Raw genomic sequence first — 21,296 nt, 5'->3', positions numbered from 1 at the left:
AGAGGAAGCGCCACCATGGCGAAGCTGTCCACCGACGAGCTGCTCGAGGCCTTCAAGGACCTCACCCTGATCGAGCTCTCGGAGTTCGTGAAGAAGTTCGAGGAGACCTTCGACGTCACCGCGGCCGCCCCGGTTGCCGTCGCGGCCGCCGCGGGCCCCGCCGCCGCCGCTGAGGCCCCCGAGGAGAAGGACGAGTTCAACGTCGTCCTCGAGGCCGCAGGCGACAAGAAGATCCAGGTCATCAAGGTCGTCCGCGAGCTCGTCTCGGGCCTGGGCCTCAAGGAGGCCAAGGACCTCGTCGAGTCGGCCCCGAAGCCGATCCTCGAGGGCGTGGCCAAGGACGCGGCCGACGCCGCGAAGACCAAGCTCGAGGAGGCCGGCGCCAAGGTCAGCCTGAGCTGATCACCGCGCACCGGTAGCACTACGCCGAGGGGCGGCACCCGATCCGGGTGCCGCCCCTCGCGCATGTCGGTCACCGCGCCAGCGCGGCCACCACCTCGGCGTCGGAGGTCTGGCCGAAGTCGCGGTACCAGCAGCTCACCGCACCGAGCACGGCAGGCGCGGCGACCAGCACCACCTCGTCGGCCGCGCCGTCCGCCCGTAGCGCGGCCGCGGTCCCCGCTCGGCCGACCGGCACGGCCAGCACCAGCAGCCTCGGCCCGTCGACACGCAGCCGGGCCAGCGCCGCGCGCGCGGTCACCCCCGTGGCCAGGCCGTCGTCGACGAGCACCACGTCACGGCCGGCGACGGGCACCGCCTCAGCCACCTCCCGGTAGCGCCGCAGCTGCCGCCCCGCCTCCGCCTGTTGGCGCTCAGCCTCCCCGGCCAGCTCCTCCGCGCTCGTCCGGGCCCGGCGCAGCGCCGCCACGTCCCATCCGACGGGTCCCTGCGCGGTCACGGCACCGACACCCCACTCCGGCCGGCCCGGCGCCCCGATCTTGCGCGCCACGGCCACGTCGAGCGGAGCGCCGAGAGCCGCGGCCACCGCAGCGGCCACCGGCACCCCGCCCCTGGCCAGGCCGAGCACGACGGGATCCGTCCACGTCCGGCCGCCCAACTGCGCGCCGAGCCGTCCCCCGGCCTCGGCGCGGTCGGCGAACACCCGCCGCCGCCTCCCCACACCCATGCCCCCGGGTACCCGCCCCGGCGACAGCGACATGGACACATATAGCTGTCCGGACGGGTCCCCACGCCGCGACATGTGTCCATGTCGCGGGGGACAGGCGGGGTGATCGCTTCGAGACGCGGCTTCTGGCCCCGGGGAGGGCGGAAAGGGGGATCTCGCAGCGATCATCGGGCGGCTCGCGCACGCGAACCGGGCGACTCGCGGGCCGGGATCGGGCGACTCGCGGGGCGGGGGTGTCGGTGGTCAGGCTTCCTGTTCGCGGGTGCGCAGTTCGCGGCGCAGGAGTTTGCCCGTCACCGTCTTCGGGATCTCGTCGAGGAACTCCACCTGCCGGGGGTACTTGTAGGCCGCCATCCGTTCCTTGGCGAAGGCGATGAGTTCCTCCGCGCTCACGGTCCGGCCGGGGCGGAGGCTGACGAACGCCTTGACCGTCTCGCCCCGGTACTCGTCCGGGACGCCCACGACCGCGGCCTCCCGCACGGCCTCGTGCTCGTACAGGACGTCCTCCACCTCGCGGGGCCACACCTTGTAGCCGCCCGCGTTGATCTGGTCCTTCTTGCGGTCGACGATGTAGAACCAGCCGTTGTCGTCCATGTACCCGACGTCGCCGGTGTGCAGCGCACCCCCCGGGATCGCGGCGGCCGTCTCCTCCGGCTTGTTCCAGTAGCCCGGGACGACCTGGGGGCCGGTGGTGACGATCTCGCCGATCTCGCCGGGCGGGACGTCCTGGCCGTCGTCGCCGACGATGCGCACCACGGTGTTGTAGATGGGCACGCCGACGGAGAGGGCGCCGGAGGCCTTGTCGACCGGCGCCTCGGCCCCTGGCGGCACGCCGTGTGACGGGGAGGTGGTCTCGGTCAGCCCGTAGATGTTGTGGATGTACTGCCCGAACGTCGCGGAGAACGCCGTGACGGTGGACGGCGGGATCGGCGCTCCTCCCGACCAGATCTTCGTCAGGGACGCGAGGGCGTCGCGTTCCGCGGCGGGGGCGTTCATCAGCGCGATGAACACCGTGATCGACCCGACGGTGAACGTCGGACGCTCGTCGCGGATCGTCTCGATCGCGAGCGAGGGCTCGAAGCGGCAGAACAGCACCAGCGGCGCCCCGAGAAGCAGCGAGAGCGTGACGTGGGCGATCAGGCCGGTGATGTGGAAGAGCGGTGCCACGCCCAGCACGACGTCGTCCTGCCCGAGGCCGCACCACTGCCGGTAGGCCTGGCTGTTGAACACCACGTTGCCGTGCGTGTTCATCGCGCCCTTCGGGGGCCCGGTGGTGCCGGAGGTGTAGGTCAGGACGGCGGTGTCGCCGGGGGAGAAGGACACCGGCGGCGGCCGGTGCCCGCGGAACCGGTCGATGAGGCCGGCCATGTCGACGGTGCCGGGCAGGTCGAGCCGCTCCGTGCCGGCGAAGACCCGCGGGTCGTCACGCGTCTGGTACTCCAGCTCCGAAGTGGTGATCACCGTGGTGACGCCGGCGTCGGCCGCCACCGTGGCCGCGACGTCGCGGTACAGGCCCTGCAGGCACACCAGCACCGTGGCCCCCGAGTCGCGCAGCAGCAGGTCGAGCTCGCGCGCCCGGTTCATCGGGTTGATGTTGACGGCGATCCCGCCCGCCTTCCAGGTGCCCACCAGCGCGATGACGAACTGGGGGACGTTCTGCAGGTACAGCGCCACCCGCTCGCCCGCGGAGAGGCCGGCGTCGAGCAGGCCTGCCGCGAACGCGTCGGAGAGCTCGTCGAGCTCGCGCAGGGTGACCCGGCCGTCGAAGTAGCGGAGGATGTCGCCATCGGGGTTGCGCTCCGCCGCGGCGCGGAACATCGCCAGCGCGTCGGTGAACTCGGGCTCGATGTCGGACGGCTGGCCTTCGTCGTACCGCGCGAGCCACGGCCTCTCCGCGTAGCCGCCCATGTCAGCGGATCACCACCGGGTTGACCGGCGCGCCGGTGCCGTTGACGACCTTCAGCGGGGCTGCGACGTAGAGGAAGCTCCACCGGCCGTCGGCGGCGCAGGCGTCGGCCAGGTCGTCGAGCCAGGCGATCTCGGTGAGCGCCACGCCGAGGTTGCGCATCAGCGCGCAGTGCAGGGGCAGCGCGACACCGGTACCCGGTTCGTAGGTCACCTCGTTGGCGATCGTGTCGGTGACGAGGTTGGGGATCTCCCGGCCCTTGAACCACTCCACGAGCTCACGCGAGTAGGTGAGCCCCGGCTCGTTGAAGCCGTCGTAGAACTCCTTCTTGTCGTTGAGCTCGTACCAGTACTTCATGAAGCCGGTGCGCACGCAGAGCACGTCGTGTGGCTCGATCTCGACGCCCTGGGCCTTCGCCGCGGCCTCCAGGTCCTCATGGTCGAACGTCTCGCCCTTGTCCAGCCAGTCCTTGCCGCGGTGGCGGGCCATGTCGACGAGCACCCCGCGCCCCACCACGCCCTTCTCCGCGATCGGCAGCACCGAGGCCTTGCCCATCCCGCCGACGGTCGACCGGGCGTCGTAGCCGTTCCAGAGCTTGCCGTCGTACCAGACATGGCCCAGCGCGTCGTACTGCGTGGAGCCCTGCAGGAAGATCAGAGCCGTGTCGTCCGCGTAGTGGAGGCCGCCGGGGAACTGCGGGGCGTCCTCGCCGTCCCAGGTGCTCTCGTCCAGGACGTTCTGCCGCTTGATGCCCTCCCGGCCGGGCCACAGCGGGTCGCCGGGACCGTCGGTGCGGCCCATCTGGATCTGCAGGGTGAAGACCTCGCCCGCGCGGATGTGCCGCACGCCGCGCAGCACCTCGGCCGTGTCGAGGTAGTTCAGCGCCCCGAGCTCGTCGTCCGGGCCCCAGCGGCCCCAGTTGGACGGGGTGTCGGCACCGAGAAGATCGGCCATGGAGGGAATCTGGGACATCGTCGTCTCCTCAGCGGTTCGCCGCCGACGCCGAGACCCGTTGCCGCCGTCGAGGACGCGAACCTGATCGCCGTCGAGCCTCTGGCGGCCACCGCGGTGTGTCAAGAACCACCCAGCCGGGTGGAGGGGGCCACGAACGGGTGCGGGCGACAGGCGTGGCAGTATCGGTCGATGGGCGGTGGGCTCAGCGGCCTGTCGCGCGGCCGTGGCGTGTACCACGGGACCTTCCTGCCGGTCATCCCGCGAAAAGGACCATTTACCGCCGCGTAGAGTCTTGACGCGGTGCGCCGGTCAAGTCACTCTTAGGTCTCGATGGTTGTATCGGTGACCTGTCTCGACAGCCGCTGCATTTGCAGCTAGACTGCCTCTTTGCGCTGCCCTCGTCCAGCCACGCGTGCGCTCAGGCGGAGTCCCCCCATCGGGAGATCCCTTCGGTGCCCTCGCGCGTCTGGGTCGGCGGCCGCGCCATGACAACAGACGGCGTGCGCCGGATCCTGCATCCGCGAGCACGTTCGACCCGGACCTCCCGCCCGGGCCGGACGAGCAGACGGTAGCGCGATGGAGCCGGTGCCCGCCAGACGAGAGCGCAGTTCTCGGAAGGACGCATCTTGGCTTCGTCCCGCGCCACCAGCCCCCTCGCGACCCACGTGCCCGCGGCCGTCTCGGCCAACCCGAGTTTCCCCGGGGCGCCCACCCGGGTCACCTTCGCGAAGATCCGCGAGCCCCTCGAGGTGCCCGACCTCCTCGACCTGCAGATCCAGTCCTTCGAGTGGCTGGTCGGCAACGAGGCGTGGTTCCAGCGACGGATCGATGCCGGCGACGAGAACCCGATGGGCGGCCTGGAGGAGATCCTCACGGAGATCTCTCCGATCGAGGACTTCTCCGGCTCGATGTCGCTGTCCTTCTCCGACCCGCGCTTCGACGAGGTCAAGGCCTCGGTCGAGGAGTGCCGGGACAAGGACATGACCTACGGTGCGCCGCTGTTCGTCACCGCGGAGTTCACCAACAACACCACCGGCGAGATCAAGAGCCAGACGGTGTTCATGGGTGACTTCCCCGTGATGACCGACAAGGGCACGTTCATCATCAACGGCACCGAGCGTGTCGTCGTCTCCCAGCTCGTGCGGTCGCCCGGCGTCTACTTCGATCACAGCATCGACAAGACGACCGAGAAGGACGTCTACTCCGTCAAGATCATCCCGAGCCGGGGTGCCTGGCTGGAGTTCGACGTCGACAAGCGCGACACCGTCGGTGTCCGCATCGACCGCAAGCGCCGCCAGCCGGTCACCGTGCTGCTGAAGGCGCTGGGCTGGACCGCTGAGCAGATCCAGGCCCGCTTCGGGTTCTCCGAGACGATCATGGCCACGCTCGAGAAGGACCACACCGCCGGGCAGGACGAGGCGCTGCTCGACATCTACCGCAAGCTGCGGCCGGGCGAGCCGCCCACCCGCGAGAGCGCGCAGACCCTGCTGGAGAACCTGTTCTTCAAGGACAAGCGCTACGACCTCGCCAAGGTCGGCCGTTACAAGGCCAACAAGAAGCTCGGTCTCACCCTCGACAACTCGGTCGGCACGCTGACCGAGGAGGACATCGCCACCACCATCGAGTACCTCGTCCGGCTCCACGCAGGCGACACCACGATGACGGTCGGCGCCGACGCCGAGGGCAACGGCGGCATCGAGGTCCCCGTCGAGACCGACGACATCGACCACTTCGGCAACCGGCGCCTGCGCACGGTCGGCGAGCTGATCCAGAACCAGGTCCGTGTCGGCCTGTCCCGGATGGAGCGCGTCGTCCGCGAGCGGATGACCACGCAGGACGTCGAGGCGATCACGCCGCAGACCCTGATCAACATCCGCCCGGTCGTGGCGGCGATCAAGGAGTTCTTCGGTACGTCGCAGCTGTCGCAGTTCATGGACCAGCACAACCCGCTGGCAGGCCTCACGCACAAGCGCCGCCTGTCGGCGCTGGGCCCCGGTGGTCTGTCCCGTGAGCGCGCGGGCTTCGAGGTCCGCGACGTGCACCCCAGCCACTACGGCCGGATGTGCCCGATCGAGACCCCTGAGGGCCCGAACATCGGCCTGATCGGGTCGCTGGCCACGTTCGCGCAGGTCAACCCGTTCGGGTTCATCCAGACCCCGTACCGAAAGGTCACCCAGGGGCTGGTCACCGAGCAGATCGACTACCTCACCGCCGACGAGGAGGACCGCTTCGTCATCGCGCAGGCCAACGCGCCGCTCGACGACGACGGCAACTTCCAGGAGGATCGCGTCCTCGTCCGCCGCAAGGGCGGCGAGGTCGACTACATCTCCCCGGTCGGCGTCGACTACATCGACGTCTCGCCGCGGCAGATGGTGTCGGTCGCCACGGCGCTGATCCCGTTCCTCGAGCACGACGACGCCAACCGCGCGCTGATGGGCGCCAACATGCAGCGTCAGGCGGTGCCGCTGCTGCGCAGCGAGTCGCCGCTGGTCGGCACGGGCATGGAGCTGCGCGCCGCGGTCGACGCCGGTGACGTACTGGTCGCCGACAAGGCCGGTGTGGTCGAGGAGCTCTGCGCCGACTACATCACCGTCATGGCCGACGACGGCACGCGCACCACGTACCGGCTCAACAAGTTCCGCCGGTCCAACCAGGGCACGTGCAACAACCAGAAGCCGATCATCGACGAGGGCGACCGCGTCGAGGTCGGGCAGGTCATCGCCGACGGGCCGTGCACCGAGGACGGTGAGATGGCGCTGGGCAAGAACCTGCTCGTCGCGATCATGCCGTGGGAGGGGCACAACTACGAGGACGCGATCATCCTCTCGCAGCGCCTGGTGCAGGACGACGTGCTCACGTCGATCCACATCGAGGAGCACGAGATCGATGCCCGCGACACCAAGCTGGGCGCCGAGGAGATCACCCGGGACATCCCGAACGTCTCCGAGGAGGTCCTCGCCGACCTCGACGAGCGCGGCATCATCCGCATCGGTGCCGAGGTGCAGCCGGGCGACATCCTGGTCGGCAAGGTCACGCCGAAGGGCGAGACGGAGCTGACCCCGGAGGAGCGCCTGCTGCGCGCGATCTTCGGCGAGAAGGCGCGCGAGGTGCGCGACACGTCGCTGAAGGTTCCGCACGGCGAGAACGGCAAGGTCATCGGCATCCGGGTCTTCTCCCGCGACGACGAGGACGAGCTGGCCCCCGGCGTCAACGAGCTGGTCCGCGTCTACGTGGCCCAGAAGCGCAAGATCCAGGACGGCGACAAGCTCGCGGGCCGCCACGGCAACAAGGGCGTCATCGGCAAGATCCTGCCTGCCGAGGACATGCCGTTCATGGAGGACGGCACACCCATCGACATCATCCTGAACACCCACGGTGTGCCGCGACGCATGAACATCGGTCAGGTTCTGGAGACCCACCTCGGGTGGATCGCCAAGTCGGGCTGGGACATCGAGGGCACGCCCGACTGGGCGTCCAAGATGCCCGAGGAGCTCTACTCCGTGCCCGCCGGCACGAACACCGCCACACCGGTCTTCGACGGCGCCAAGGAGAACGAGATCACGGGGCTGCTCGGCTCCACGCTGCCCAACCGCGACGGTGAGCGGATGGTCAAGTCCGACGGGAAGGCCAAGCTGCTCGACGGTCGTTCCGGGGAGCCGTACCCGTTCCCGGTGGCCGTCGGCTACATGTACATCCTGAAGCTGGCGCACCTCGTGGACGACAAGATCCACGCCCGTTCCACCGGTCCGTACTCGATGATCACGCAGCAGCCCCTGGGCGGTAAGGCCCAGTTCGGCGGCCAGCGGTTCGGCGAGATGGAGTGCTGGGCGATGCAGGCCTACGGCGCGGCATACACGCTGCAGGAGCTGCTCACCATCAAGTCCGACGACGTGGTGGGCCGGGTCAAGGTCTACGAGGCGATCGTCAAGGGCGAGAACATCCCGGAGCCGGGTATCCCGGAGTCCTTCAAGGTGTTGCTGAAGGAGCTCCAGTCGCTCTGCCTGAACGTCGAGGTGCTCTCGAGCGATGGTGCGGCGATCGAGATGCGCGACACCGACGACGAGGACCTCGAGCGGGCCGCGGCGAACCTGGGCATCAACTTGTCCAGCCGCCCCGGTTCCGACTCGATGACCGTCGACGACGTCGTCAACTGACCGCCCAGAGCCGAATAACGAACGAAGGACACGAATTTGCTCGACGTCAACTTCTTCGACGAGTTGCGCATCGGCCTGGCCACCGCTGAGGACATCCGCCAGTGGTCGCACGGCGAGGTCAAGAAGCCAGAGACCATCAACTACCGCACCCTGAAGCCGGAGAAGGACGGGCTCTTCTGCGAGAAGATCTTCGGCCCCACCCGGGACTGGGAGTGCTACTGCGGCAAGTACAAGCGCGTCCGCTTCAAGGGCATCATCTGCGAGCGCTGCGGCGTGGAGGTCACGCGCGCCAAGGTGCGTCGTGAGCGCATGGGCCACATCGAGCTGGCCGCCCCGGTCACGCACATCTGGTACTTCAAGGGTGTGCCGAGCCGCCTGGGCTACCTGCTCGACCTGGCGCCCAAGGACCTCGAGAAGATCATCTACTTCGCGGCCTACGTCATCACGTCGGTGAACAAGGAGCTGCGCCACACCGACCTGTCCACGCTCGAGAACGAGATGAGCGTGGAGCGCAAGCGGGTCGAGCAGCGCCGCGACGCCGACCTGGAGGCGCGGGCCCAGAAGCTCGAGGCCGACCTGGCCGAGCTGGAGGCGGAGGGCGCCAAGAGCGACGTCCGCCGCAAGGTCAAGGAGGGTGGCGAGCGCGAGATGCGCCAGCTCCGTGACCGCGCCCAGCGCGAGCTGGACCGGCTCGACGAGATCTGGACCTCCTTCTCGAAGCTCGACGTGCAGCAGCTGATCGCGGACGAGGGGCTCTACCGCGAGCTCTACGACCGCTACGGCGACTACTTCACCGGGGCGATGGGCGCCGAGGCGATCCAGACCCTGCTGCAGAACTTCGACATCCCGGCCGAGGCCGAGAGCCTGCGGGAGACCATCCGCAGCGGCAAGGGGCAGAAGAAGCTCCGCGCCCTCAAGCGCCTCAAGGTCGTCGCGGCGTTCCAGACCACGGGCAACAGCCCGATGGGCATGGTGCTCGACTGCGTCCCGGTCATCCCGCCGGACCTGCGCCCGATGGTGCAGCTCGACGGTGGCCGCTTCGCCACGTCCGACCTGAACGACCTGTACCGCCGGGTCATCAACCGCAACAACCGTCTCAAGCGACTGATCGACCTCGGCGCTCCCGAGATCATCGTCAACAACGAGAAGCGGATGCTGCAGGAGGCCGTCGACGCGCTGTTCGACAACGGCCGTCGCGGCCGGCCGGTCACCGGACCGGGCAACCGCCCGCTCAAGTCGCTGTCCGACCTGCTCAAGGGCAAGCAGGGCCGGTTCCGCCAGAACCTGCTCGGCAAGCGTGTCGACTACTCCGGCCGTTCGGTCATCGTGGTCGGCCCGCAGCTGAAGCTGCACCAGTGCGGCCTGCCCAAGCAGATGGCGCTGGAGCTGTTCAAGCCGTTCGTCATGAAGCGGCTGGTCGACCTCAACCACGCGCAGAACATCAAGTCCGCGAAGCGCATGGTCGAGCGTGGCCGCTCGCAGGTGTGGGACGTGCTCGAAGAGGTCATCTCCGAGCACCCGGTGCTGCTCAACCGCGCACCGACCCTGCACCGCCTCGGTATCCAGGCCTTCGAGCCGCAGCTGGTGGAGGGCAAGGCCATCCAGCTGCACCCGCTGGTCTGCGAGGCGTTCAACGCCGACTTCGACGGTGACCAGATGGCGGTGCACCTGCCGCTGTCGGCCGAGGCGCAGTCCGAGGCCCGCGTCCTGATGCTGTCCAGCAACAACATCCTGTCGCCCGCCTCCGGGCGGCCGCTGGCGATGCCGCGTCTGGACATGGTCACGGGTCTGTACCACCTCAGCCGGCTGCGCGAGGGCGCACAGGGCGAGGGCAACGTGTACTCGTCGCTGTCCGAGGCGATCATGGCCTACGACCGCAAGGTGCTCCACCTGCAGGCGCCGGTGAAGATCCGGCTGCAGGGGGTCACCCCGCCGGTCGCCGTCGCGGAGTCGATCGGCTGGAACGTGGGCGACCCGTGGCTGGCCGAGACCACGCTGGGGCGGGTGCTCTTCAACGACCTGCTCCCGCCGGACTACCCCTTCGTCAACGAGCCGCTGCCGAAGAAGCGTCAGGCCGCGATCATCAACGCTCTGGCCGAGCGGTACTCGATGACCGAGGTCGCGCAGGTCCTCGACCGCCTCAAGGACGCCGGCTTCTACTGGGCCACGCGCTCCGGGGTCACGATGGCGATCTCCGACGTCGTGGTGCCGCCCAACAAGCAGCAGATCCTCGACGGCTACGAGATCAAGGCCGACCAGGTCAACAAGCGCTACCAGCGGGGCGCCCTGTCCCACCAGGAGCGCAACGACGAGATGGTCAAGATCTGGAGCCAGGCCTCCGAAGAGGTGGCCAGGGCGATGGAGGAGAACTTCCCCGAGGACAACCCGATCCCGACGATCGTGAAGTCGGGCGCGGCGGGCAACATGACCCAGGTCCGGCAGCTCGCCGGTATGCGTGGTCTGGTGGCCAACCCGAAGGGCGAGTACATCCCCCGTCCGATCAAGGCCAACTTCCGTGAGGGCCTGTCGGTGCTGGAGTACTTCATCTCCACGCACGGCACCCGTAAGGGTCTGGCGGACACGGCGCTGCGCACGGCCGACTCGGGTTACCTGACCCGTCGTCTGGTGGACGTGTCGCAGGACGTCATCGTCCGCGAGGTCGACTGCGGCACCGAGCGCAGCGTAACCATGCAGGTCACCGAGGAGACCGCAGACGGCACGCGGATCCCGCACCGTTACATCCGCACCAGCATCTACGCCCGCTGCTCGGCGGAAGAGGTGCGCGGTCCGGACGGCGAGGTCATCGTGGCCAAGGGTGGCGACCTCGGCGACCCGGCGCTCGACGCGCTGGTTGCGGCCGGGGTCAAGACGATCAAGGTGCGCAGCCCGCTCACCTGCACGTCGGCCACCGGTATCTGCGGCATGTGCTACGGCCGCTCGATGGCCACCGGCAAGCTGGTGGACGTCGGCGAGGCCGTCGGCATCGTCGCGGCGCAGTCCATCGGTGAGCCCGGCACGCAGCTGACGATGCGTACCTTCCACACCGGTGGTGTGGCGGGCGACGACATCACAACCGGTCTGCCCCGTGTGCAGGAGCTCTTCGAGGCTCGTGTCCCGAAGGGCAAGGCGCCGATCGCCGACGTCGACGGCCGGATCTCGATCGAGGACGGCGAGCGCTTCTGGAAGATCACCCTCACGCCGGACGACGGCGGCGAGGAGATCGTCTACGAGAAGCTGTCGAAGCGGCAGTGGCTCGCCATGACCACTGCTGACGGCCAGGAGCGTCCGCTGGCCGACGGCGACCACGTGCACGTGGGCCAGCTGCTCCTCGAGGGCACGGCCGACCCGCACGAGGTGCTGCGTGTCATGGGTCCGCGCGAGGTGCAGCTGCACCTGGTGCGTGAGGTGCAGAAGGTGTACCGCACGCAGAGCGTGGACATCCACGACAAGCACATCGAGGTGATCGTCCGGCAGATGCTGCGCCGGGTCACGATCATCGACTCCGGTTCCACGGAGTTCCTGCCCGGCGCACTGGCCGAGCGGTCGGACTTCGAGACGCAGAACCGCCAGGTGGTGGCCGAGGGCGGCGAGCCGGCTTCCGGTCGCCCGGTGCTGATGGGGATCACGAAGGCCTCGCTGGCCACGGAGTCGTGGCTGTCCGCGGCCTCGTTCCAGGAGACCACCCGGATCCTCACCGATGCCGCGATCAACGGAAAGCGCGACAAGCTCGTCGGGCTCAAGGAGAACGTGATCATCGGCAAGCTGATCCCGGCAGGCACGGGGATCAACCGCTACCGCAACATCCAGGTCCAGCCCACGGAGGAGGCCCGCGCGGCCGCCTACGCGCTGCCGAGCTACGACGACGGCTACTACAGCCCCGACGTGTTCGGCACGGGCACCGGTGCCGCGGTGCCGCTGGACGACTACGACTTCGGGCGCGACTACCGGTAACAGGTAGGCACCTCGGTCCCTCCGCGACGGCGGAGGGACCGATGCCGAAGGCAGGTCCCGGAACGGGGCCGGACACCGCTCTCCCGTGGCGGTGTCCGGCCCCGTTTCCCTTTCCTGTATGAAGCAACGAAGAACCACAAGTAAAGACCGCGGCAACAATCACGATGATCTCGACGAACGCGACAATTGTTGCAAAAAGTATGAGCGGTCCGATCCTTACGGCAACGGCCACCAAGGCCGCCTTCGAGTAATCACTTGTGTGAGAGATCACTACCCGATCTCCTAATTTAGGTAGCTTCAACGGCGACCTGCGAGGTCTGTGTAGAGCAGGGTTGGTGCGTGATCGGATTCGCCGACCGCTCCGCCCCTCGCGGCGCCGGATGCGAGCCATCTGGACGCTCGCAGCCTCGCCCCCGCCTGCTCCGTGACGAGCCAGTTCGGCGACGGTCTCCAGGACCCCCGGGACACCGCCGGTTCCGGGGCGCGCCCACCTGCACGTGGGCGACAGCAGGCTGACCGCCGTCCAGGTCTCGAACACCGTTGTCATCGATCCCTCATCCGTCTGACCGGAGAGCGCCATGGCACGCCAGTACCCCAGCGGATTCGACGTCTTCGGGTTCGCGAGCATCGCAGCGGGCCGCCTACGCCGTTTCCCGTTTTACCGACTACCGAAATCAGCAATCCGGCCCAGCCGATCGGCGACCCCCGGCACCGGTCAGGGCCTACGAGGACTCTGACGGCGGGATCCCGATCACGACAGGTCTCCGGTGCTGGCCGGACAATTCGAGGGAGCGTTGCATGATTCGAGCGGACGTGTTCGCGCTGTGCCCGGTCTATCGCCTGGGGTTGGTCCATCTCCTGCGGCAGTCGGGCATTTCCGTGCTGGCCGTGGGGACGTGGCCCGACACGGGTCACCCGTCGATATTCGCCGACGCGATGGTCATCGACGCCGAGACGTTGGAAGTGGGGAATCGCCGGTTCTCGGTCGCCGCGGGATGGGCGGACACCCCCGTCCTGGTGGTCAACGCCCAGCCGGCGCTGCTCGTGGACGGCGCGTCCGAGGTCGTCGAGAAGGGCGTGTCGTGCGACCGCGTCGTCGGGGCGGTCCGCGCGGTCGTCACGGGCGCGAGCACCATGCATTCGGAGCCTGCTGCCGGTGAGGTCGGGATCGCGCGTCAGCGCTCGGCCCCTGGCGATCTCGTGGGCCGGACGCTGTCGGCGCGCGAGTCCCAGGTACTGACACACATCGCGCACGGGTTGACCCACAGTCAGATCGCGAGCCGGTTGCGCATCAGCCCGCACACGGTGGACACCTACGTGAAGCGCATCCGTGCCAAGCTCGGTATCGGCAACAAGGCTGAGCTGACCCGGTTCGCTCTCCTGCGCGATGCGGCCAGGGTCACGGCCTGAGGCTGCGGGGAAGTTTTCCGGTAGTTGCGTGAAATGCCCTCGGGCACATTGATGTTCAGACGCTGAAGTCGCCGTCGTCGCCGGACCGCTCTGGTCGGCCGATTGTTGTCACCGTTGACTCACCCGCGCTGTGCATGGGCGCCGGCTATAGCCGTTCATCCAGGTCGACCGTGCGCCCGCCCGGGGCTTATCCGGCCATGCCCGTGCTCGGATACTCGGATTGTGCGGCTGAGACCGAGTGGCGTGCAACGACTTTGCCAGGCACTGCTCGACGCAGTGCTCCGACGTACAACGGTGGGTCCGGAGCATGACTGACTTTGCGATAACCGACTCGGCGGTCACCGAGGCCGTGCAACGGATCCTGGGCGAGGTGCTCGGGATCGACAATGCGGACCTGACGCAGAGTTTCCACCGTCTGGGCGGTGACTCGTTGCGTGCGCTGAAGGCTGCCGGGCGGATCGCGTTCGAGTTCAAGGCGGCGGCCGCGGTGGACGGGACCATTCTCGAGGCGCTGCTTGACGGTACGACCGGAGAGGCGCTCGCCCGGATCCTGCTGGATTCCATCGAACAGGAGGCCGCCGAGGAGTCCGAGGATCCGCAGGCGACGGAACTGTCCTTCGGCGAGGAGCGGCTCTGGACGGCCCACCAGTACCAGCAGGACCGTTCGACCTATCACTCCGTCGGCGCTTTCCGGGTGACGGGGACGCTCGACCTGACCGCGCTCGATCGGGCCGTGCAGGCCCTCGTCGATCGGCATCCGGCGTTGCGGACGCGATACGCGCCGGACCACCCGGCGGTCGAACGAGGCGGTCTCGGACGGCCATCGGTCGATGTCGTGCACCATCGCGAGGTCGTGCCGTGGTCGGAGGCCGAGGGCGCGGCCGAGCGCGGTATCCAGGAGCCGTTCGATCTGACCAGCGGCCGCCTGCTGCGGGTGCGCACCTGGCGCACGGGCGAGCGGGAGTGGCTGATGCAGGTGATCCTGCATCACATCGCGATCGACGGCTGGTCGATGGACATCATCTACCGCGAACTGGCGGCACTGTACGCAGGCGATGACCCGGGGCCCGGGGAGTCCGTCGACTACCGCGACTTCGCGCAGTGGCAACGGGGTTCGACGGAGGTGGAGGCGCAGGCGGAAGCGTGGGCCGCGCGGCTGCTGCCCCTGCCCGACCGGATCGAACTCGGTGACGGGCGCAGGCGCCGACCCACCCGATCGCTGGAAGGGCAGGTGCTGTACACGGATCTGCCGCCGGAGATCGGGGACAAGCTGGCCAGGCTGGCCGAAGAGTCGCGGACCTCGCTGTTCGTCGTGCTGCTCGCGCTGCTGCACGTGTGCCTGGCGCGGCGGACCCGGCAGTGGGACGCGTTGATCGGCACGGTCGTCGCGGGCCGCAGCCGGCCGCAGGACCACGCGACGGTCGGCTACTTCACCAACACCGTCCCGGTGCGCGCCAAGGCGTCACCCGACGCCACGTTCGGCGAGCTGATCGCCTCGCTGCGCGAGGAGTGGCGATACGTGTTCACCCACCAGGGGGTGCCGCTCGAGGAACTCGCTGTTCGTACCCGCCGGGCGCCGGACCCGGCACGCACCCCGCTGGTGGATGTCGTCATGGTTCTGCAGAACAACGACGACGTTCCGCTGATGCTCGCGGACTGTGTCGCGGAGCCGTTGTGGATGCATACGGGCACGGCGAAGTTCGATCTCATGCTCGAGGCCATCCGCGTCTCCGGAATACTGCATCTGAGCTGGGAGTACGCCACCGAGGTGCTCACCGCCGACGAGGTGGCCGAACTCGCGTCCGTGTTCGAGCGACTCGCGCGGGCGCTCCCGGAGGACGGCAACACCACCCTGCGGGAACTGCTGCGTCCGACGCGGGACGACCTCGTGCAGATCGACGGCGTCGACGTCGCCGGCTCGCCGGATGCCGACCTCTGTGGCTGGTTCGACACGGTCGCCGCTCGCCAACCGGACGATGTTGCGCTGCACGGACCGGCGGCCGCCGTGACTTTTCGTGAGCTGGCCGGCTTGCGCGACCAGGTCACCGGCTGCCTCGTCAAGAGTGGGACGGCGCCCGGAGATGTCGTCGCCGTCGACGTCTCGGACCCGGCGCTGTCCGTGGCCGCCATGCTGGCGACCTGGTCCGTCGGCGCGGTCGTGGTGATGGTCGATGCGGGATGGTCCGGTTTCCAGCGTGACCGGCTGATGCACGCGTGCCGGCCCGCGGCCCTCATCGGTGGCCGGGAGACGAATCCGCAGGGACCCGTGGTGATCTCCGCCGGGGACGTGGCGGCCGCGCCGCCGTACACCGGCGCGCCGGTCGGGTGCCGGCCCGACGAACCGGCGTGGCTGGTCGCCGATTTCGGCGCCACCGGCGCGCCCGAGGTCGTGGTGGGCAGCCATCGCGCCCTGCTCGACCGCTGCGTCTGGACGTGGGACACCTTCCCCTACCAGCCGGGGGACGTGGCTGTGGTCCACGGTCTTCCGGGCCTGGTCGACGCGGTCATCGAAACGCTGGCGCCACTGCTGGCCGGGGTCCCGCTCGCCGTACTGCCCGACTCTGCGGCATCGGATGCCCGCACGACGGCCGAGTGGGTGCGCCGGTACCGGGGCACGAGACTGCTGGTGACGCCGTCGCTGATGTGGACGATGCTGCACTCGGTCCCCGAGGTGTCCGCGGCGCTGACCAGCCTGCGGATGTGCGCGTTCACCGGCGAGGAACTCGACGCCGATCTGCTGGGCCGGGTCCGAGAGGCGCTCCCGGAATGCCGGTTGGTCAATCTGTACGGCCGTTCGGAGACAACGGGATTCGTCACCTACGCCGATGTGACGACGTTGCCGGTCGGTGCGGACGTTCCCCTCGGCGGGCCGATCGCCGGTACCCGGGTGTTCGTCGTGGACGAATGGGGTGGAGCGGTTCCGCCTGGTGTGGTCGGCGAACTGGTGGTGGCCGGTGCGCCGGCGGGCCTCGGATACCTGTCGGACGGAGATGTGGTGCGCACCGGCGCATTCCGGACGCGAGTGCCCTCCGACGGGAACGTGCCCTGCTGCTACACCGGAGATCTCGGCTACGTTGACACCGAAGGTCGGCTGATGTTCGCCGGACGTGGGGACCGGGAGGTCCGGGTGCGTGGCTTCCGGGTCGAGCTGGCCCACGTCGAATCGACGCTGCGGGCGATCGACGGAGTGTCCGGTGCGGTCGCATGGACCGAGCACGCCCTCTCCGGTGACCGCGTCCTCGCCGCTGTGGTGTCGCAGCCCGGTGCGGAGCTGCTCGGGGACGAGGTTCGGCTGAGACTGCAGTACCGGCTGCCGTCCTACATGGTGCCCGCCCGCGTGAACGTCATCGACACGCTGCCGCTCACCGCTTACGGGACGCTCGACCGCAGCGCGGTCACCGCGTCGGCCACCGTCCGCCGCGACGACGGCCCGGCGGGCTCCGGTGACGTCTCCGCGGCGGAGAAGCGCATCAGGGCGATCTGGTCGCAGGTGCTGGAGGGCGAGTCGCCGGGTCCCGACGACAACTTCTTCGCGCTCGGTGGCGACTCACTGGCGGTGACGGCCATGCTGACCGCGGTGCTGCGCGAGTTCGGAATCGAGCTGGGGGTGGTGCGCTTCCTGATGCGGCCGACGGTCCGCGGCATCGTCGACCAGCTCGTCGAGCGCGGGGCGGTCGCGTGACCGCGGACCAGGTGTCGATCCGGGTGAGCGGTGCCAGGGAGAACAACCTGCGGTCGGTCACCGTCGAGATCCCACGGAACGCGATCACGGTGATCACGGGTGTGTCCGGGAGTGGCAAGTCGTCGCTGGCCTTCGGGACGATCTATGCCGAAGGCCAGCGCCAGTACCAGGAGAGCCTGTCGCCGTACATGCGGCGCGGCTTCGACAAGGTCCCGAAACCCAAGGTCGAGGCGGTCACCGGACTCGGTCCGACCATCGCGGTCAAGCAGCATGCCCCGGGCCGCAATCCGCGCTCCACGGTGGGCACGATCACCGAGGTGGGCGATTTCCTGCGCCTGCTCTTCGCGCGGGCGGGCCTGCACACCTGCCGGCACTGCGGAGCGGACGTGGTGCCCCGGACCACCGACGAGCTGCTCGACCAGGCGACCGCCGCACTGGGAGCCGGGCCCGTCAGGCTGGGCCAGGTACCGCGGTGGACGCTGCCGGTGGAGGGTGGCGGCTCACCGCTCGACCACCGGTACGCGCTCGATGTCGTGCGCCTGGACGGCGGCGCGCGAGACGTCGAGCAGATCCGTCGAGGGGTCGCTGCAGTCCGCGCGCGTGACGACGCCGTACTGGTGCTCGAACCGGAGGGCTCGGCCCCGCTGTACCTGGCGCCCGGCCACCTCTGTGCCCGCTGCGGCCGCAGGGCGACTGCGGTCTCGTCCCGGTTCTTCAGCCCGAACACACCCGACGGCATGTGCCGCGACTGTGAGGGACTCGGCACGCGTATCGCGGTGTCCGCGGCGAAGATGATCGCCGACCCCGGGCTGTCGATCCGGGCGGGCGCGTTGGCGTTCTACGGTGACCGGCGGCGCCAGCCCAAGAAGACCTACTGGCCGGTGCGCGACCTGCCGGATCTGCTGACCCTGTTCGGTGCCACCCTCGACACGCCATGGTCCGACCTACCTGCGGCGTTGCGCGACATCGTGATCCACGGTGAAACGGCACGGCCGGTGTCCGCCGAGGTCGAAGCCTTCCTGCCCGACCGCACCGATTCGGGCCTGCTGCCGCAGATCGACAGGCTCGCCCGGTCTGCGGCAGCGGACGGCCGCAGGCACAACTACGACCGGTTCATGACCACCGAGGCCTGCGCGGAGTGCGGCGGCACGCGTCTGAACGCCGACGCGCGGGCGGTCCGTCTGGACGGGCTCGACATCACCGAGGTGATGGCGCGGCCGATAGCCGATCTGCCGCACTGGCTGGACCAGGTGTCGAAGCTGGAGCTTTCCGGTGTCGTCGCCGAGGCGGTCGAGGAGATCGTTCACGAACTGCTCAAGCGGCTGTCGTACATCTGCGAGGTCGGGCTCGACTACCTGTCGCTGGACCGCCAGATGCCCGCGCTGTCGGCCGGGGAGGGCCAGCGGCTGCGCATCGCGCGACAGCTCGGGTGCGGCCTGATCGGTGTCGTGTACGTGCTGGACGAGCCGTCGGTCGGCCTGCACCCCCGCGACACCGGGCGGTTGATCGAGAGTCTGCGGCGGCTGCGCGACGCGGGCAACACCGTGATCGTCGTCGAGCACGATGCCGAGGTGATGAGATGCGCCGATCACCTCATCGACATCGGCCCGGGAGCGGGCAACGCCGGCGGCCGGCTCGTGGCTGCCGGATCGCCGGAGGAGGTGATGGCGCATCCGTCGTCGCCGACCGCCCGGTATCTGAGGGGCGCCCACGTGCCGGGGGGTGGCCGTGCCGAACGGCGGAAGTCGGACCCTGCCGCGGACATCGTCCTCACCGGCGCCCGCCTGCACAATCTGCGCGGGGTCGACGTGTCCATCCCCGTGGATCTGCTGATCTGCGTCACCGGACCGAGCGGGAGCGGTAAGAGCTCGCTGGTGAAGGGAATCCTGGAACCCGAGGTGGCCGCCTCGATCAACGGCGAGCCCGGTCGCCGTGACGTCCTGGACACGCTGAGCGGCCACCACGTGTTCGGCCGGGTGATCGGCGCCGCGCAGGATCCCATGGGACGTTCGAGCCGCTCGATACCGGCGACATACATCGGCATCTTCGACGAGATCCGCCAGCTCTTCGCCCAGCTTCCGCTGTCGGGCGAACGCCGCTGGACCACAGCGCACTTCTCGTTCAACGCCGAGGCCGGCCAGTGCTGGACCTGTCGTGGGTCCGGTGAGCAGGCGATGCCGATGCACTTCATGGCCGATGTCGTCGTGCCCTGTTCGGTCTGCGGAGGCAGGCGCTACAACGCCGACGTGCTCGACGCCCGGCTCGACGGCCTGACCATCGCCGATGTGCTGGACCTGGAGGTTTCGCAGGCCGTCGGGGTCTTCGGGGAGCGGGCGAGGATCGCGCGGGCACTGAACATGCTCGACGAGGTGGGACTCGGTGGTCTTCGGCTCGGGCAGAACTGCGCGACGTTGAGCGGGGGAGAGGCCCAGCGCCTCAAACTGTCTCGCGAACTGCTGCGCGACCTGGACTCGGCACGCACCCTCTACATCGTGGACGAGCCGACCAGCGGGCTGCACGCCGCCGACGTGACCCTGCTCATCGGTCTGTTGCACCGGTTGGTCGACCGCGGCGACACCGTGGTGGTGATCGAGCACAACGTCGACGTGATCGCCTCGGCGGACTGGGTCATCGACCTCGGTCCCGGCGGTGGCGCGGACGGCGGCCTGATCGTCGCGCAGGGCACGCCGGAGGACATCGCCGCTGATGCGCGCAGTGCCCTGGCGCCCTTCCTGTCCGAGACGCTGGCCGTCGCATCACGCGTACGTGGGTGACCTGCACCCGCGTGCACTCCAGCAGTCCGAGGTAGTCGCCCGCCACGGGTGTTGTCATACGGCGCCAATTCGGCGCGGTCGAGCTGTGGCCTATTCGTAGCAAAGCGTTGCCGGCCCCGTCCACGGGTGCTGACTTTTCGGCTATGGCCGTACTTCCAGGTCGGTTGCGCGCCCGTCGGATTATTACTGGACTCTCGATCTTCGCCGATACTCGACAGTGCGTAGAGATTTCCATCGCGAACCGCGTTTCGGGGCAGGAGAGAGCGTGCATGCCGTCATTCTGGTCGGAGGTAAGGGATCGCGCCTGCTGCCGTTCACGAAGTATCGTCCGAAGCCGCTGATGCGGCTGGGCCGCTACTCGATCCTCGAGATCATCATCCGAAGACTACGCGCCTGCGGTTTCGAACGCGTGACATTATGTACCGCTCACCTCGGCGAGATGGTCCGCGCGGAGTTCGGGGACGGCCGGTCCCTGGGGCTGGCGATCGACTACTGCACCGACGATCCGCCGACCGGTACCGCGGCGCCGCTGCTGCTCGTGCCGGACTGGGACTCCCCGGCCGTCGTCATGAACGGCGATGTCCTGACGGCGCTGGACTTCGCACACTTCCAGCAGATGCACGAACAGAGCGGAAGCGTGCTCTCCGTCGCGTTCCAGCGCCGGGAGGTTCCCGTCGAACTGGGAGTTCTCCAGGTAGGTGACCGGCAGGTGCACGCGATGTGGGAGAAGCCGTCCCTGGCGATCGACGTGTGCTCGGGAATGTACGTGGCCGACCCTTCGGTCCGGGACTTCATACCGGAAGGCGCCCGCGTGGATATGCCCGATGTCATCGACGCGCTGCTGAAGAAGGGTGAGCGGGTCAACGCCTACGGGTTTCGGGAGGAATGGCACGACATCGGCACGCCGACCACCTACCGGCAGGCCGAACGAGAGTTCCTGGCGAACCAGGACCACTACCTGTTCCGGAGCGAGCGGATCGAACCGACGGCGTTCGACAGGACGAACACCGAGGTCCGGCCGTTGGCGTCGGGGACGACCGGCCGGCCCCAACTGAGCATCTCACTCGGCCAATGATCGAACCGGACACGAGCGATCTCGTCACGATCATAGGAAAGTCCTTGGGATACGTTCTGGCGCTCCCTCCCCTGGCCCCGGCCGACGATTTCTTCGGAGCGGGTGGTGACTCGGGTCGGGCGATGCAGGTGCTGTCCGAACTCGTCGTCCGCTACGGCCCGGAGGATTCTGCACTGGCGGAGCGACTGCACGAGGAACTCGTGCTGGCGATGTTCGACGACGGTACGCCACAGGCGCTGGCCGTCGTGTTCGGGAGGTATTGAC

At 68.8% G+C, this 21,296-nt stretch carries 11 protein-coding genes; 8 read left to right on the top strand and 3 right to left on the bottom strand.

What is annotated here, in order from left to right; translation table 11 throughout:
* Positions 1-15: 15 nt before the first annotated feature.
* Entirely contained in the window at positions 16-402 is a 387-nt protein-coding gene (gene rplL, locus AC5L35_RS16550) for a 50S ribosomal protein L7/L12 (protein ID WP_495060525.1), read from the top strand.
* Between the two features lie 70 nt (positions 403-472).
* Here rplL and AC5L35_RS16545 read toward each other — a convergent pair whose 3' ends face one another.
* The 3 genes from AC5L35_RS16545 to AC5L35_RS16535 form a co-directional block, all read right to left on the bottom strand.
* Positions 473-1,159 (bottom strand): phosphoribosyltransferase, encoded by a 687-nt coding sequence (locus AC5L35_RS16545; RefSeq protein WP_495060524.1) that lies wholly within the window; start codon positions 1,157-1,159, stop codon positions 473-475.
* Positions 1,160-1,369: 210 nt separating this feature from the next.
* Entirely contained in the window at positions 1,370-3,034 is a 1,665-nt protein-coding gene (locus AC5L35_RS16540; protein ID WP_495060523.1) for a long-chain-fatty-acid--CoA ligase, read from the bottom strand.
* Position 3,035: 1 nt separating this feature from the next.
* Positions 3,036-4,004 (bottom strand): cyclase family protein, encoded by a 969-nt coding sequence (locus AC5L35_RS16535; RefSeq protein WP_495060522.1) that lies wholly within the window; start codon positions 4,002-4,004, stop codon positions 3,036-3,038.
* A gap of 608 nt (positions 4,005-4,612) precedes the next feature.
* Here AC5L35_RS16535 and rpoB point away from each other — a divergent pair.
* The 7 genes from rpoB to AC5L35_RS16500 all read left to right on the top strand — a co-directional run bounded on the left by rpoB (position 4,613) and on the right by AC5L35_RS16500 (position 21,295).
* Positions 4,613-8,140, top strand: a complete 3,528-nt coding sequence (gene rpoB, locus AC5L35_RS16530; protein ID WP_495060521.1) for a DNA-directed RNA polymerase subunit beta — start codon at positions 4,613-4,615, stop codon at positions 8,138-8,140.
* Positions 8,141-8,176: 36 nt separating this feature from the next.
* Positions 8,177-12,091 (top strand): DNA-directed RNA polymerase subunit beta', encoded by a 3,915-nt coding sequence (locus tag AC5L35_RS16525; protein WP_495060520.1) that lies wholly within the window; start codon positions 8,177-8,179, stop codon positions 12,089-12,091.
* A 798-nt stretch (positions 12,092-12,889) separates the two neighbouring features.
* Positions 12,890-13,501 (top strand): response regulator transcription factor, encoded by a 612-nt coding sequence (locus tag AC5L35_RS16520; RefSeq protein WP_495060519.1) that lies wholly within the window; start codon positions 12,890-12,892, stop codon positions 13,499-13,501.
* A 307-nt stretch (positions 13,502-13,808) separates the two neighbouring features.
* The gene (locus AC5L35_RS16515) at positions 13,809-17,183 is read left to right on the top strand and encodes a non-ribosomal peptide synthetase (protein WP_495060518.1); all 3,375 of its coding nucleotides are present in this window, start codon (positions 13,809-13,811) and stop codon (positions 17,181-17,183) included.
* Positions 17,180-19,957 (top strand): excinuclease ABC subunit UvrA, encoded by a 2,778-nt coding sequence (uvrA, locus tag AC5L35_RS16510; protein WP_495060517.1) that lies wholly within the window; start codon positions 17,180-17,182, stop codon positions 19,955-19,957. Before AC5L35_RS16515 ends, uvrA begins: the two co-directional genes overlap by 4 nt.
* Before the next feature lie 265 nt (positions 19,958-20,222).
* Positions 20,223-21,032, top strand: coding sequence for a sugar phosphate nucleotidyltransferase (locus AC5L35_RS16505; protein WP_495060516.1), 810 nt, complete (start codon positions 20,223-20,225; stop codon positions 21,030-21,032).
* Positions 21,029-21,295 (top strand): acyl carrier protein, encoded by a 267-nt coding sequence (locus AC5L35_RS16500; RefSeq protein ID WP_495060515.1) that lies wholly within the window; start codon positions 21,029-21,031, stop codon positions 21,293-21,295. Before AC5L35_RS16505 ends, AC5L35_RS16500 begins: the two co-directional genes overlap by 4 nt.
* Position 21,296: the final 1 nt, after the last annotated feature.

It is taken from the genome of Pseudonocardia sp. OZ21 (assembly GCF_059359135.1).
This window is presented reverse-complemented; position numbering and strand designations above follow the sequence as displayed.